The organism is Fructobacillus papyrifericola (genome assembly GCF_018437235.1).
In the GTDB taxonomy this organism is placed as follows: Bacteria; Bacillota; Bacilli; order Lactobacillales; family Lactobacillaceae; genus Fructobacillus; species Fructobacillus papyrifericola.
Window position 1 is genome coordinate 690,199 of sequence record NZ_JAAMFJ010000001.1, and the last position, 13,304, is coordinate 703,502.

Genomic DNA, 13,304 nt, shown 5'->3' on the forward strand with positions numbered 1-13,304 from the left:
ATGAAACTGATTTCCTGGAACATCGATTCCATTAACGCAGCCGTTGAACACAAGTCCGACCGCGGGCTCATGACCTGGGGCGTCCTTGAAGGGATTGCTGAGAAAAAGCCCGACGTCGTCGCCATTCAAGAAACCAAGTTAAAGGTTGACGGCTTAACTAAGAAGCAAAAAGAGGCCTTAGAAGGCCTCTTCCCTGGTTACCACTTCTACACCAATTCCTCTTCGGCCCGCAAGTCATACGCCGGCACGATGTTGATGACAAAGGACGAACCGATCAAGGTTGACTATCCCAAAATTGGTGCGCCCGGTGAAATGGATCAGGAAGGCCGAATTGTGACGGCTGAATTTGCCAACTGCTTCGTTTCCACGGTCTACACGCCAAACGCTGGTGGCGAGCTCGCCCGCTTGGACGATCGGCAACTCTGGGATGACGCCTACCGGGCCTACATCAATTCATTGAATGAGCAAAAGCCGGTCATTTTCTCCGGGGACTTTAACGTTGCCCACGAAGAAATCGATTTGAAGCACCCAAACACCAACCACCATTCGGCGGGCTTCACGGACGAAGAACGCTCGCACTTCACCCAGCTGCTTGACGCCGGCTACACCGACACGCTCCGTGCCGCCCACCCTGGCGAAGGAGACATCTATTCTTGGTGGGCCCAGCGCTCCAAGACTTCGAAGATTAACAACTCCGGTTGGCGGATTGACTACTATCTGGTATCAAACCGAATCGCTGACAAGGTCCAAGATATCAAAGTCGTGGACACTGGTGCTCGCCAGGACCACGCCCCATTGGAATTGGATATTGAGTTATAAAAAAAGAACGATAACAATTGTTATCGTTCTTTTTTTATTTGATTTACTTATACCGAACCGCTTCCTTGAGCGGTGCCGTTCCAAAGAGCTGACCCTGGCGAATCAAGATTTCAGCACAGGCGACGGCATCGGCCAGAGCATTGTGGTGGTTCTTTAAGGAGATGTCCAACGAAGCAGAAACCGTGTTCAACTTGTGGTTAGGCAAATCAGGCATTAACCGACGGGACGTTTTTAACGTGTCCAAAACTTGGAAGTGCGCATCGGGCAGATCATAGTAGTCCAGGCAGGCCTTCAAGACCGACACGTCAAAGGTGGCGTTGTGCGCCACGACCAGCTTTTCTTCGGTAAAGAAAGGGGCAATCGTTGGCCAAATATCTTTAAAAGTCGGCGCATCGACAACGTCTTCTTCATAAATGCCGTGAATTTGGGAGTTACGGGCGGAAAAGGGCGTGTCTGGTTTGAGAAGCGTGTAAAACTGGTCAACGATTTCGTCGTTTCGAACCACGACCAAGGCCAGGGAAACGGCTGAATGCCGTTGTCCCGAGGCCGTTTCAAAATCAATGGCAACAAAGTTCATAGTAAGGAAAGCTCCCTTCTTTCAAGTGTCGCCGTCCGACCGGTTGGCAATTTCACACTTTGCTCGGCACCGGCCACAATGGCAAAGCCCAGTTCATCATAAAGGTGCCGGGCGACTTGGTTTTTAACATCGACGTCCAACCAGAGGCGGTCGTAGCCGACTTTTTCAGACCAGTCGACCATGGCCTCAATTGTCGACCGACCCAGCCCCTGGTTTTGATAATCGGACAAGATGGCAATGCCTAGTTCGCCAGCAGCAATCGAACCAATCCCAACCGGGTAAGAAACCGCGGGATTATCTTCTGTGTCGGCCTTCGTTTCCGCTTCGGCCCAGACCAACCAAGTCTTAGCTGGCAAGTCGGCTTCGGCAGCCATTTCGTCTTCATCAATACTCTCGGACTGCTGTCGGGCTAGCTCGTCAGCTAGTTGAAAGGTGTCTGACTCCTGCTTCAAAACAGCCAATAGGTCCTGGGCCGCTTGTGCATGGGCCAAGTCGAGGGCCTTCAAGCTGTAGGACAGGGTCACTTCGTTTTCACCAGTCGCTTTTGCCATCATGATAGTCCCTCTTCGATTGCTTCGGCACGGCCCAAGCCCTTGACGGTGATTACCCGGTCGTTTTCCCCTCGGCCACCCCGTTCAAAAGTCATTACCAGCCGATCGTTTGGCAATAGGTCCGCCATAAACTGCGGCCATTCAATCAAACTGACCCCGTCGGTCCCCAAATAATCCTCAAAACCCTGGTCAGCCGCACCAGATTCTTCCAAGCGGTAGGCATCAAAATGATACAAAGGAATCCGACCTGTCTCGTAAGTGTTCAGGATGTTAAAGGTCGGGCTCTTCACCCGATCCGTGACCCCCAGGGCCTGAGCAAAGCCCTTTGTAAAAGTCGTCTTGCCAGCTCCCAGATCCCCGTTTAGGGTGATCACCAAGCCGGGCTTAGCCAAAGCGGCAATCTTTTCTGCCAGCGCCTGTGTCTGGGCTGGCTCAGTTGTTTCGTACTTTTTCATAACTCTTATTATAGCATGGTCCTTTCCCAAACGGTCTGGACCAGCTCTGAAACATAGCAGCAAAAAAAGCAGGCATCGGCCTGCTTTTTAGAATAGATAAAGCGCAATCAAAATCAGCCCCGTTACACATAAGCGGACCAGATGATGCTTTAAATGAAAATCGTGAAGAGAAAACCCGCGTGAAATCGCTAAGGCTTGATAAGCAATCAAAGAGACAGCCGCAATAACGGTAAAGTAAAACCAATTGCAAAGCACGCCCAGCAAAAGAATAACACTAACCATAATGTTTAACACATTTAGAAGCAATTGCCCTTTTTGATTCTTCTTTATCGATTGAGTTGTGGCCACTAACATTAAAACAGCGTAGATGGCAATTAAAATTCGTAAAGTAATTTCCAAAGTCGGATTCCTTTTTACTTATGCACAAACATCGCATCCCCGAAGGAGAAGAAACGGTACTTGTCTGTCACCGCGTGCTTGTAGGCGTTTAAAATGTTGTCACGGCCGGTAAAGGCGGCGACCAACATGACCAAAGTCGACTTTGGCAAGTGGAAGTTGGTAATGAAGGCGTCAACAATCTGCCAGTCGTAGCCTGGCTTAATGAAGATGTCCGTCCAACCGGAATCGGCCTTCAATTCACCCTGGAACTTGGTCCCAATCGTTTCCAAGGTTCGAATCGAGGTCGTTCCAGTGGCCACCACCCGGCCGCCATTGGCCCGCACCTTATTCAACTTGGCAGCCGCTTCTTCCGACAACTGGTAGAACTCCGAGTGCATCTTGTGGTCCTCGATGTTTTCCTCGTCCACCGGCCGGAAAGTTCCCAGCCCCACGTGCAAAGTCAGCTCCACCAATTCGACGCCCTTGTCTGCGACTTTTTGCAAAAGTTCCGGCGTCCAGTGAAGGCCAGCCGTTGGTGCCGCAGCCGACCCGTCAACCTTGGAATAAACGGTCTGGTAGCGTTCCTGATCGTCCAGCTTTTCTTTAATGTAAGGAGGCAGGGGCATCTCACCCAGTTCTTCCAAACGTTCCATGAAAATGCCCTGGTAAGTAAACTCGATGTAGCGGCCACCGTGGTCCAATTCCTTGACAATGGTGCCAGTCATCACCGGATTCTCCGGGTCATCGCCAAAGACAATGGTTGAACCAATCGGTGACTTCTTAGCGGGCTTGACCAGCACCTCCCAAACATCGTCATGATCTTGACGGAGCAAGAGCACTTCAGCGTGCCCCCCGGTTTGTGGCCGGATACCGTGCAAGCGAGCAGGCAAAACCCGGGAATTATTCATGACCAGGGCATCGCCTGGGTTCAAATAGTCAAAGATATCATAAAAATGCTTGTCTTCGTAAGCCCCCGTCAAAGCATTCAAAACGAGCAAACGAGATGACGAACGGTCCTTCAAGGGCGTTTGAGCAATCAGCTCTTCTGGCAAGTCATAGTCAAAGTCGGATAGTTGGTAATGTGGTGCATCCGTCATGGAAGCTCCCCCTTTAATTCTTATTCTCAAATGGGCGGCCAAGGTGCTCGTAGGCCGTTTCGGTCACGACCCGGCCCCGTGGTGTCCGCTTCAAAAAGCCAATCTGCAGCAGGTAGGGCTCGACCATCGATTCAATCGTGTCCTGCTCTTCGCCAATGTTGGCCGCAATGGTGGCCAGGCCAACCGGCCCCCCATTGTAGAGGTCGATCATTGACAAGAGCAACTTGTGGTCGGTTTCGTCCAGTCCCTTTTGGTCAACCCGCAACTTGTTTAGCGCCATGTCGACTAGTTCCGGTTCAATGGCCGACTGACCCGCCACTTGGGCAAAGTCGCGCACCCGCTTTAACAAGCGGTTGGCAATTCGCGGTGTCCCGCGCGAGCGCAGGGCAACGGCCAGAGCCCCCTCCTTTGTAATGGGGGCTTCAAAGATGGCCGCAGTCCGGCTGACAATCTCTGCCAGGTCTTCCGGTTCGTAATAGGCTAGCGAATTGATAATCCCAAAGCGGTCACGCAGCGGCTTTGACAACATGCCGGGCCGGGTCGTTGCCCCAACCAAGGTAAAGGGTGGCAGCGGGAAGTGCACCGCTCGGGCTGTCGGCCCCTGGCCGACCATGATGTCGATGTAGTAGTCTTCCATGGCCGAATAGAGCATTTCTTCGACGTTCATTGGCAGGCGGTGGATTTCATCGATGAACAGCACGTCGCCTGGTTCTAGGCCGTTTAAGAGAGCGACTAGGTCACCGCCCTTTTCAATGGCTGGCCCAGAAGCCGTCTTTAAATGAACACCCAATTCATTGGCGATAATCATCGCTAAGGTCGTTTTACCAAGGCCCGGTGGTCCAAACAGCAAGACGTGGTCCAAGGCCTCTTCTCGCATCTTAGCGGCCTGCAGATAAACCGATAGTTCATCCTTTAAGGCCTTTTGGCCAATGTATTCGGACAGCTTTTTTGGACGTAGTGACAGTTCGTCTTCTTGTTCCTCTTGGTTGGCCGAAGCGTCCTTCAAGAGTTCATCCGTTTCGTTTTGCCCTTCAAACCAGCTGTTAAATTGTGTGTTTTCGTCAGTCATTAGTCCTATTATAGCGTATTTCTCCTACTTTTTGAGGAAGCGCAAGACAGCTTTAACAAAATAAAAAAGTCGGTTCCCCGACTTTATTCGGCCAACCAGGCCGGTAATTTCAACATTAATTCGTGTAAGGCACGGCCCCGGTGGGACACGTCGTTCTTTTCAGCCATCGTCATTTCGGCAAAGGTCTTCTCCGCTGGTGCGTAATAGAAAATTGGATCATAGCCAAAGGTCTCCTGGCCATCCCAATCCTCGGTGATGAAGCCGTCAACCCGGCCAGCCGCTTCCAAGTTGGCACGCTTTGGTCCAACAACCACCATGACGGTTGTGAAAAAGGCCTCGCGATCAATATCGGTCTTACCAGAAAGTTTCGTCAAGACCTTGCGGTTGTTGGCTACGTCGTCGTGGTCTCCGGCATAGCGGGCCGAAAAGACACCCGGCTCACCGTTCAAAGAAGGAATCGTGAGACCAGAATCATCGGCTAACACCAAGTCTTCTGGGTAGACTTTGGCAATTTCTTCGGCCTTTTTCGTGGCGTTTTCTAAAAACGTCTGCCCATCTTCGACCACGTCTGGTACTTCGGGTAAATCAGACAGGGACAAGACCTCGAGGGAGATTCCCGACTTCTTCAAGGCCGCTTTAATTTCGTCGACTTTGTGGGCGTTTTTACTGGCAATAATCAAGCGTGGCATATGATGTTATCCTCAGGCTTTCTCTTCAAGGGTTGTCAGTGGCAGGTGTTTGTATTGGAAGGGCCCATCTCCCAGCCAATTGTCAGCAATCGTCTGGAAGGTAGCAACCGGCCCTGTCGTATAAAGTTGATAAGTGGCAACTTTTTGGCTATTTTTCGACAGGAGGTCTTCTTCTTTTAGATACTTTGCCAGGTCTTTGGCAGTTGCCACCCCGGCGTCCACTAAGCGGACCCGATTGCCCACCGCTTCTTGAATAGCGGGGGTCAGCAGTGGAAAGTGGGTACAGCCGAGAATCAAGGTGTCAATCCCGTCCTTATCAAAGGCCGCCAAGTGCTCTTTCACGGCTTCTTTGGCCTCTTTCGTTTGGTAACGGTTTTGCTCCACTAATTGGACAAAGTCCGGCTCCGCCTGGGCAAAGACCTGGGCTTTTGGCGAAAGCGCCCGAATCTCTTCTTGATAGCGGCCGGACTTGACCGTTCCTTCAGTGGCAATCAAACCAATCTTTTTTGACCGGCTAGCTTCAACCGCGGCTTTGGCCCCCGAATCAATCACCCCAATCACTGGGATGTTTAATTCGTCTTGCAGGACCGGTAGGGCACAGGCGGTCGCCGTATTGCAGGCAATCGCTAGGACTTTGACCTGGTGTTTCTCGACCAAGAAACGGGCGATTTGCCGACTGTAGTCAATCACCTCTTCGGGCGTTTTAGGTCCGTAAGGATTGCGGGCGTTGTCGCCGACAAAGACGATTGACTCTTCTGCCAGCAGGGCTTTGGCGGCCTTTAAGACCGTCAGGCCACCGATTCCAGAATCCATCATTCCAATTGCGTGTTCACGTTTTTCCATACCTCTTATTATCGGATAAAGTCAAAAAAATGCAAGAGAGACTAAGTCGAAAGCCGCTCACTTTGATATAATAACAAGAAGAAAGGATGTTTCTTTATGCCAAACGCTCGCTCAAACCAAACAATCGGCTCAACACGGTCCGAAAACGCCTTTGCTTCGCTCCTCCTGCGGGATGGTTTGCTGCAAAACCTGTTGACCGACGACTATGCCAACATCACCTACTGGGCTGGAAAGGAACTGGCCCGTCAGTTCCCACTCGAATCAATCGCTGAAATCACGGACTTTTTCGAAAAAGCCGGCTTCGGTGACTTGACCATCACCTACCAGGGTGAAGCCGAGCAACAGTGGGTCCTCTCCGGTCCCGTTGTAGCTGACCGTTTGGCCCTCAACCGCCAGGCCGACTTTTCTTTGGAAGCCGGCTTCCTCGCCCAACAAGTCGAATTGCAGTACGAGGCCGTTTCGGAAAGTTACTTCCAAGTCGTTAACCGAAAGCACGCCGTTACCATCACCATCATGGCCGACAGCGACCACAAGATTGATTCGCTAACGGCTTCTGAACAGGTTGGTCTCCGCGATCGTTTCTTCGATTTGATGGATGAAAAAACGGAAGCCGTCAACGAACAAATTGAAAACTCCGGTTCAATTAAGCCCGCTTCCGAATCACACATGATTGACGAAGACGCCGCCGTTTCAGAAGCTGAAGCACTCAGTCAAACGGCCGTCAACAGCGTTTCTGAAATCGAAAAGAACAGTCAGAGTCAGCTCAGCCAGGCCGCTGCTGAAGAAAGCGTTGCCCAAGTGGCTGCTGACACAGAGGACGTCATGTTGGACGAAGAGGAACTGTCCGTCCAACAATCCATCACCAACTCACTTCTTGCCTTTGATCCAAAGGCGAAGAAGCGCGGTGACTCCAAGACGGCCCTCGACTTTTAAAGCAATAAAAATGTTCCGAATTAAAAAAAAACCCGTTTCGGGTGCTTTTTTATTATCCAAATCAGAGTGAAGTGCTCGTTAGCGGTCACCTTAATCCTGGCTCTTATTATTGCGACGAGTGTTCCGTCGTTCCTGACGTGCTTCAATTCGGCGGTCCATTTGTTGCTTGCGCTTCAAGTTATTCTTAATTTGGCGCTTGTAGCCTGGCTTGACCTTCTTTTTCTTCTTCTTGACCATGCCGACCATTTCAGGGTCGAGCTTTTTAGTCGTCGCCTGCCGTTGGTAACGCGCCTTGCGATCCTTAACATCGACAATGTCGTTGTTTTTAATCTGCTTGTTTTGGAAAACAATCCCCAGCTTTTCAAGTTCGGCAATCTTGTTTTCTTCGTCTGGTCCATAGAGCGTGACCGCCGTTCCGGGCAGCCCGTTACGACCAGTCCGGCCAACTCGGTGCACGAAGAACTCCAGTTCGCCAGGAACCCCGTCGTTAATGACGTGGGACACCCCTTCGATATCGATTCCACGGGCCGCCAAGTCAGTGGCAACCACGTATTGATAATCGAGGTGTAAAATCCCCTTCATCACCCGGCGTCGTTCACGGGGCGGAATGTCGCCGTGAATTTCGGCGACTTTTAACCCTTGACCGCGCAAGTGAGCGGCCAGTTCCTTGACCCGTTCCTTGGTGTTTCCAAAGATCAGGGCCAGGTAAGGATTGAAGATTGACAACAGCTTATCGATCACTTCTTCCTTGTCCTTGGAACGGGTGGCAATCAACCAGTTATCAATGGTGTCAGCAATCGTTGCCGACGTTGGAATCGTGGTGAAAGCCGGGTTTTCCAAGTACTTACGCAAGAAGGGCTTGAGCTTTTCTGGCATGGTAGCCGAAAAGACCAGGGTCTGCAAATCCTTTGGCATGGCAGCTGCCAGAAAATCAACATCCGGCAAGAAACCCATGTCCAAAGTCATGTCGGCTTCATCGACGACCAAAGTCTTGGCCTGGTTCAAAACCAGCGAACCGGACTTGACCAAGTCGGATAAGCGACCCGGCGTTCCAACCACCAACTGTGGTTGGTGCTTTTCAAGTTGGCGAACCTGGCGGGCTTTGTCGGTACCACCAACGTATTCGACAATCGACACCTTCTCCATGGCCATTGCTTCAGCAAAGGTACGGGCGGCTTTGGCAATTTGGGCAGCCAATTCACGTGAAGGAGTCGTAATGACGACTTGGGTCTTTTGGACACTTGGGTCCAAGTGGTTAAAAATCGGCACCAAGAAGGTGTGGGTTTTTCCCGAACCGGTTTGGGATTGACCAACCACATCCCCACCGCGCAAAACGGTTGGAATCAACTTCGCCTGAATTGGCGTTGGCTGGTCAAAGCCGATCTTTTTCAGTGCGGCAAGCACTTCCGGCTTTAAATTAAATTGGCCAAATTGTTGGCTTTCTTCTGACATGCTGTCCTAACTTTCTTTTTAGACTGGCGTAAGCCAGTGGCAGCTCGACTTTTTAAGACTGTTGCTTTAGGGCACTGTCCACGCGGTCGATGACTGCTTGAATTTGTTCTTTTCCATAAGCCCAGGCACCGGAAGCCAGTGGGTGTCCCCCACCGTCAAAGTCTTGGGCAATCTCGTTAATCACAATCGAACGGGAACGTAGGCGGACACGGTAGTCGCCGTTGTCCTGTTCTTCAAAAATGGCCCAGGCCTTCACTCGATCAATCCGCGACGGAATCGAAACGGTGTAGGAAGTCCCGGCATCCCCCAAGTGGAAGGAGTCGAGCAAGTCCCGGTCCAAGACAACGTAGGCAAAGCCAGAGTCCAAAACGGTAATGTGCTGCATCACCCAGCCCGACAACTTAACGGCCGGCTCTGGCAAAGTCGTGATCTTCGTGTACATGGTCTGGTAGTCAAAGCCGTAGGCGACTAACTTACCGGCCACGTCAAAGACGTCTTCGTTTAGGGAGTACATGAAGCGACCGGTATCCCCGATGATCCCGATGTAAAGAAAGCGGGCGGCTTCCTTGGTCATCTTCAATCCCTGGTCCTTCAACTGTTCGTAGAACTTGTAAATCAAAACGGCCGTCGCCGAAGCTTGATCGTCAACCCACTGCCAGTCACCGTAGGGCTCAACATTGGGGTGGTGATCGATTTTGACAACCTCGAGGCCATTGCGCCAGCGTTGGTCATCCACCCGGGGATCGTTGGCCGTATCGACCACGATCACCAGGGCCTTCTTATAGGCGGCATCCGGTACGTCATCGGCAATGGGCTTGCCATCCCCAATCCAGGAAAGGCCGGGAATCTGCTTGCCGGCCGCATAAATCTTCTTCTCCGGAAAAGAGGCCTTCAAAATGGCCTGCAATCCCAACTGTGATCCGTAGGCGTCGGGATCAGGGCGTTGGTGCCGGTGAATGATAATCGTGTCGTAGCGCTTAATTTGTGAAAGAATGTCTTCTTGAATGCTTGCCATGTCTTAATCCTGTCTTTTTACTATCTTCTATTATACCCCAGCCAGGCCGGCTGACGAAAGGGCAATCCCGGACTAGAACTGGTCAAAGAGGGAGACGGCCTCGTATTTCTGCTCAATGATGTTTGAAAAAGTCAGCCCCAGTAAGCGAACGGAAAAGTCCTCCGGGTAGGCCTCATCAAAAATCAACATGGCCTGCCGGGTCATGAAGGCCGGATCCAAATCAAAGGTGCCGGCTAGGGTCAGTCCCTTCGTCTGGGTCTTAAAGTCGTCGTCGCGAATCTTGACAGTTAACGTCCGGCCCAAGAGCTTTTTCTTCTGCATGTTGGCCACGACTTTTTCAGCCAGGTCCTTGAAGGCGGCTTCGACTGCTTGGCGATCGTGGATGGCCAATTCAAAAGTCGACTCCTTACCAACCGATTGGCGGACGGACCGGTCTTTGACCGGGCTAAAATGCGTCGCCCGGGCCTGCCAGTACAAGACATCGCCGAAGGATCCGAAGTAAACCCGCAGGTCGTCTAAGGACATGGCCTTTAAATCCCGTCCGTCTTTCACACCCAGCTTTTCAAACTTTAACAGCGTCTTCTTCCCCACCCCACGAAAGTCCTTAATCGGTAGTTTCAACATAAAGTCTTCCGCTAGCTCGTGTGGGATCACCGTCACGCCGTTTGGCTTGTGGTGCTCGGAGCCGAGCTTGGCTAAGACTTTGTTGTAGGAAACACCTACGGAGCAAGTCAGCTTGGTTTCCTGCCAGATCCGGTGGCGGAGCTGGGCGGCTAAGGTCGGCGCAGCCATTTTATTCTCAGTCACGTCCAGGTAGGCCTCGTCTAGGGCCACCGGCTCAATGGTGTCGGTAAACTCGTGGAAAATGGCGTGAATTTGGCCAGATATCCGCCGGTACTTATCAAAGTCCGGGGCCACAAAGACCAGGTCCGGACAGGCCCGCTTAGCCTCAATCGACCCCATGGCCGAATGAACGCCGGCCTTTCGAGCCACGTAATTGGCCGTGGCAATGACGCCATGACCGTGGTGCTTATCGGGATCTCGGCCAATTCCCAAAGGCACTTTTCTCAAGGCCGGATTATCGCGCATCTCCACTTGGGCGTAGAAGGCGTCAATGTCGACGTGCAAGATTTTTCGATTGTCTTTGGCCTGCAAGAATTCGCTCATTGGCCCCTCCTTTCCCCTTCTCTTTGCAAAAGAAAAAGTCCCCACTGAACAGTGGAGACTTGAACTCGAACTTAGACGTCGCGACGACGTTCCTTGATACGAGCTGCCTTACCTTGCAATGCACGCAAGTAGTAAAGCTTGGCGCGGCGAACTTGACCGAAGCGAGTAACTTCAATCTTGTCAACACGTGGTGAGTGTACTGGGAAAGTACGTTCCACACCAACACCAGAAGAGATCTTACGAACCGTGTAAGTGGCCTGGATTCCAGTTCCCTTACGCTTGATAACAACTCCTTCAAAGAGCTGAACACGTTCGCGAGTACCTTCAACGATTCGAGCGTGAACTCGAACAGTGTCCCCTGCACGGAATTCAGGAATATCGTTCCGCAATTGGGCTGAGGTAACTTTTTCTAACAAAATGTTTTGACGCATGTCATTCTCCTAATCGCCAATCTTATGCTTGCCGAACCGACTAGCGCACAGCGGATTACCGTTAATTATGGCTTATTGCCTTTTACTAGTATAGCAAAGCCTGGCTTGTCTTGCAAAGAAAACTTAGCCTTGTACTCGTGCGGCCATTTCCTTTTCGTAGGCAGCCAACTTGGCATCAGCGGCCTGCTTTGAATCGGCCACCACACCCAAGTAGAGCTTCAGCTTTGGTTCCGTACCTGAAGGGCGAAGGGCGATCCATGAGCCATCGGCCATCCAGTACTTCAAGACGTTAGCCTTTGGCTGTGGCATCTTCTTGACGGCCCCCGCACGGTCCACCTGTGTCTGGCTAGCAAAGTCCTGCGTAGCCAACACGAGTTCGTTGCCGACTTTTTCAAGCTTTTCGTCTCGGAACTTGGTCATCAAGTCGGCCATTTCCTGGTGACCGGAGACGCCTGGGAAGTTGTAGGCAATCGTCTTTTCTTCAAAGTAGCCAAATTCTTCGTACAAGGCGTTCAAGCCGTCCGCAAAGGACTGCCCCTTTTCCTTATAGAAGGCGGCCATTTCGGCAAAGAGCACCAAAGCCTGGATGGCATCCTTATCGTGGGCGAAAGGCTTGATTAGGTAACCGAAGGACTCTTCAAAGCCAAAGAGGTAGGTGTAATCCTTCTTTTCTTCAAAGCGATCAATCATGGCTGCGATGTACTTGAACCCAGTCAAGACGTCAAAGGTCGTTACGCCAAAGGACTTAGCAATCTCTGAAGCAAAACGGGAGGAAACAATCGAAGTCACAATGGCCCCGTTTTCTGGCAGGGTATTGGTTTTCTTCTTGGCCGTTAACAGGTAGTTCACCATCAAGGCGGCAATTTGGTTCCCGGAAAGCACCTGGTAAGAACCATCGGCCAAGCGAACGGCTGCGCCCATGCGGTCGGCATCGGGATCGGTTGCCACGACCAGGTCGGCCGCTTCCTTCTTGGCGTATTCAATGGCTAATGACAAGGCAGCTGGATCTTCTGGGTTGGGCTTTTTAACCGTTGGGAAGTCCCCGTCCAGTTCCGCCTGTTCCTTCACCACCGTATAGTTGGTGAAGCCAGCTTGTTGGAGGGCCTTTTCACCAATGTACTGACCCGTTCCATGGAGGGGTGAGTAAACAAACTTCAGCGCCGCCCCTTCCTTTTTGATCAAGTCCCGGTCAACTGAAATGGTCTTCACTTCGGCCAAGTAGGCGTTGTCGACCAAGTCGTCAATGATTTGAACGTTGCTCTCTGCTTCATCCTTTTCAATGTTGAAGGGGTCTTCAATGGCGGCACGGGCGTCAATAACGGCCTGGACGGCTTCTGGAATCATCTGTCCGCCGTCTTCGCCATAGACTTTGTAGCCGTTGTCTTCTTTTGGATTGTGCGAAGCCGTAATCATGATGCCGGCAAAGGCCTTCAGATTACGAACGGCAAAGGAAAGTTCCGGTGTTGGACGCAAAGAGGAGAAGCGGTAGACCTTGATTCCGTGTGCCGAAAGCACTTGGGAAGCCTCAATGGCAAATTCCGTTGAATGGTGGCGGGAATCAAAGGCAATCACAACCCCTCGGTCTTTTGCTGCCTGACCATTTTGATCAATGTATTCGGCCAGGGCCTCGGTGACTTTGGCAACCGTGACGACGTTGATTTGGTTTGGCCCAACGCCCATGTGGCCGCGCATCCCGGCCGTTCCAAAGGCCATGTCCTGGTAAAAGGCTTCTTCCACCTGGTTTTCGGGAAGGGCCTTTAACTCGGCTTCTAAATCGGCTGGCAAATCGGCTGCTTGCCACTTAGCGTAAGCTTCTTGGTAGGTCATT

General features: G+C 51.7%; 15 protein-coding genes. 2 read left to right on the top strand and 13 right to left on the bottom strand.

The window, feature by feature from the left end:
- Positions 1-819 carry an exodeoxyribonuclease III gene (locus G6R28_RS03215; RefSeq protein ID WP_213792784.1) on the top strand — a complete coding sequence of 273 codons (819 nt, stop codon included), beginning with the start codon at positions 1-3 and terminating at the stop codon, positions 817-819.
- A gap of 43 nt (positions 820-862) precedes the next feature.
- Here the strand turns inward: G6R28_RS03215 and G6R28_RS03220 are convergent, their stop codons facing one another.
- The 8 genes from G6R28_RS03220 to murI form a co-directional block, all read right to left on the bottom strand.
- Positions 863-1,396, bottom strand: a complete 534-nt coding sequence (locus G6R28_RS03220) for a 3'-5' exonuclease (protein ID WP_213792785.1) — start codon at positions 1,394-1,396, stop codon at positions 863-865.
- Positions 1,393-1,950, bottom strand: a complete 558-nt coding sequence (locus G6R28_RS03225) for a GNAT family N-acetyltransferase (RefSeq protein WP_213792786.1) — start codon at positions 1,948-1,950, stop codon at positions 1,393-1,395. Before G6R28_RS03225 ends, G6R28_RS03220 begins: the two co-directional genes overlap by 4 nt.
- Positions 1,947-2,402: a tRNA (adenosine(37)-N6)-threonylcarbamoyltransferase complex ATPase subunit type 1 TsaE gene (gene tsaE, locus G6R28_RS03230; protein ID WP_213792787.1), complete on the bottom strand. Its 456-nt coding sequence runs from the start codon at positions 2,400-2,402 to the stop codon at positions 1,947-1,949. Before tsaE ends, G6R28_RS03225 begins: the two co-directional genes overlap by 4 nt.
- Positions 2,403-2,489: 87 nt before the next feature.
- Positions 2,490-2,801 carry a hypothetical protein gene (locus G6R28_RS03235; protein WP_213792788.1) on the bottom strand — a complete coding sequence of 104 codons (312 nt, stop codon included), beginning with the start codon at positions 2,799-2,801 and terminating at the stop codon, positions 2,490-2,492.
- 14 nt (positions 2,802-2,815) lie between these two features.
- The gene (queA, locus tag G6R28_RS03240) at positions 2,816-3,877 is read right to left on the bottom strand and encodes a tRNA preQ1(34) S-adenosylmethionine ribosyltransferase-isomerase QueA (RefSeq protein WP_213792789.1); all 1,062 of its coding nucleotides are present in this window, start codon (positions 3,875-3,877) and stop codon (positions 2,816-2,818) included.
- A gap of 13 nt (positions 3,878-3,890) precedes the next feature.
- The gene (gene ruvB, locus G6R28_RS03245; RefSeq protein ID WP_213792790.1) at positions 3,891-4,946 is read right to left on the bottom strand and encodes a Holliday junction branch migration DNA helicase RuvB; all 1,056 of its coding nucleotides are present in this window, start codon (positions 4,944-4,946) and stop codon (positions 3,891-3,893) included.
- 83 nt (positions 4,947-5,029) lie between these two features.
- A complete protein-coding gene (gene rdgB / locus G6R28_RS06570) occupies positions 5,030-5,635 on the bottom strand; it encodes an RdgB/HAM1 family non-canonical purine NTP pyrophosphatase (protein ID WP_238479263.1) in 606 nt (201 codons plus the stop codon).
- Positions 5,636-5,647: 12 nt separating this feature from the next.
- The gene (murI, locus tag G6R28_RS06575) at positions 5,648-6,478 is read right to left on the bottom strand and encodes a glutamate racemase (RefSeq protein ID WP_238479264.1); all 831 of its coding nucleotides are present in this window, start codon (positions 6,476-6,478) and stop codon (positions 5,648-5,650) included.
- Positions 6,479-6,574: 96 nt separating this feature from the next.
- Here murI and G6R28_RS03255 point away from each other — a divergent pair, with 96 nt between their 5' ends.
- Positions 6,575-7,411, top strand: a complete 837-nt coding sequence (locus G6R28_RS03255; protein ID WP_213792791.1) for a YslB family protein — start codon at positions 6,575-6,577, stop codon at positions 7,409-7,411.
- A gap of 90 nt (positions 7,412-7,501) precedes the next feature.
- Here the strand turns inward: G6R28_RS03255 and G6R28_RS03260 are convergent, their stop codons facing one another.
- From G6R28_RS03260 to G6R28_RS03280, 5 genes are all read right to left on the bottom strand, one after another.
- Positions 7,502-8,863, bottom strand: coding sequence for a DEAD/DEAH box helicase (locus tag G6R28_RS03260; RefSeq protein ID WP_213792792.1), 1,362 nt, complete (start codon positions 8,861-8,863; stop codon positions 7,502-7,504).
- Positions 8,864-8,915: 52 nt separating this feature from the next.
- Positions 8,916-9,878 (bottom strand): DHH family phosphoesterase, encoded by a 963-nt coding sequence (locus tag G6R28_RS03265; RefSeq protein ID WP_213792793.1) that lies wholly within the window; start codon positions 9,876-9,878, stop codon positions 8,916-8,918.
- 72 nt (positions 9,879-9,950) lie between these two features.
- On the bottom strand, positions 9,951-11,045 hold the full coding sequence (gene dinB, locus G6R28_RS03270) for a DNA polymerase IV (RefSeq protein WP_213792794.1): 1,095 nt from the start codon (positions 11,043-11,045) through the stop codon (positions 9,951-9,953).
- Between the two features lie 71 nt (positions 11,046-11,116).
- Entirely contained in the window at positions 11,117-11,476 is a 360-nt protein-coding gene (rplS, locus tag G6R28_RS03275) for a 50S ribosomal protein L19 (protein ID WP_213792795.1), read from the bottom strand.
- Between the two features lie 123 nt (positions 11,477-11,599).
- Entirely contained in the window at positions 11,600-13,303 is a 1,704-nt protein-coding gene (locus G6R28_RS03280; protein WP_213792796.1) for a phospho-sugar mutase, read from the bottom strand.
- Between the last annotated feature and the right edge of the window lies 1 nt (position 13,304).

Excerpts from the sequence above, each read along its gene's own strand:
- G6R28_RS03215 (WP_213792784.1), top strand. The coding sequence starts at position 1 with ATGAAACTGATTTCCTGGAACATCGATTCCATTAACGCAGCCGTTGAA.
- G6R28_RS03220 (WP_213792785.1), bottom strand. The coding sequence starts at position 1,396 with ATGAACTTTGTTGCCATTGATTTTGAAACGGCCTCGGGACAACGGCAT.
- G6R28_RS03225 (WP_213792786.1), bottom strand. The coding sequence starts at position 1,950 with ATGATGGCAAAAGCGACTGGTGAAAACGAAGTGACCCTGTCCTACAGC.
- tsaE (WP_213792787.1), bottom strand. The coding sequence starts at position 2,402 with ATGAAAAAGTACGAAACAACTGAGCCAGCCCAGACACAGGCGCTGGCA.
- queA (WP_213792789.1), bottom strand. The coding sequence starts at position 3,877 with ATGACGGATGCACCACATTACCAACTATCCGACTTTGACTATGACTTG.
- ruvB (WP_213792790.1), bottom strand. The coding sequence starts at position 4,946 with ATGACTGACGAAAACACACAATTTAACAGCTGGTTTGAAGGGCAAAAC.
- rdgB (WP_238479263.1), bottom strand. The coding sequence starts at position 5,635 with ATGCCACGCTTGATTATTGCCAGTAAAAACGCCCACAAAGTCGACGAA.
- murI (WP_238479264.1), bottom strand. The coding sequence starts at position 6,478 with ATGGAAAAACGTGAACACGCAATTGGAATGATGGATTCTGGAATCGGT.
- G6R28_RS03255 (WP_213792791.1), top strand. The coding sequence starts at position 6,575 with ATGCCAAACGCTCGCTCAAACCAAACAATCGGCTCAACACGGTCCGAA.
- G6R28_RS03260 (WP_213792792.1), bottom strand. The coding sequence starts at position 8,863 with ATGTCAGAAGAAAGCCAACAATTTGGCCAATTTAATTTAAAGCCGGAA.
- G6R28_RS03265 (WP_213792793.1), bottom strand. The coding sequence starts at position 9,878 with ATGGCAAGCATTCAAGAAGACATTCTTTCACAAATTAAGCGCTACGAC.
- dinB (WP_213792794.1), bottom strand. The coding sequence starts at position 11,045 with ATGAGCGAATTCTTGCAGGCCAAAGACAATCGAAAAATCTTGCACGTC.
- rplS (WP_213792795.1), bottom strand. The coding sequence starts at position 11,476 with ATGCGTCAAAACATTTTGTTAGAAAAAGTTACCTCAGCCCAATTGCGG.
- G6R28_RS03280 (WP_213792796.1), bottom strand. The coding sequence starts at position 13,303 with ATGACCTACCAAGAAGCTTACGCTAAGTGGCAAGCAGCCGATTTGCCA.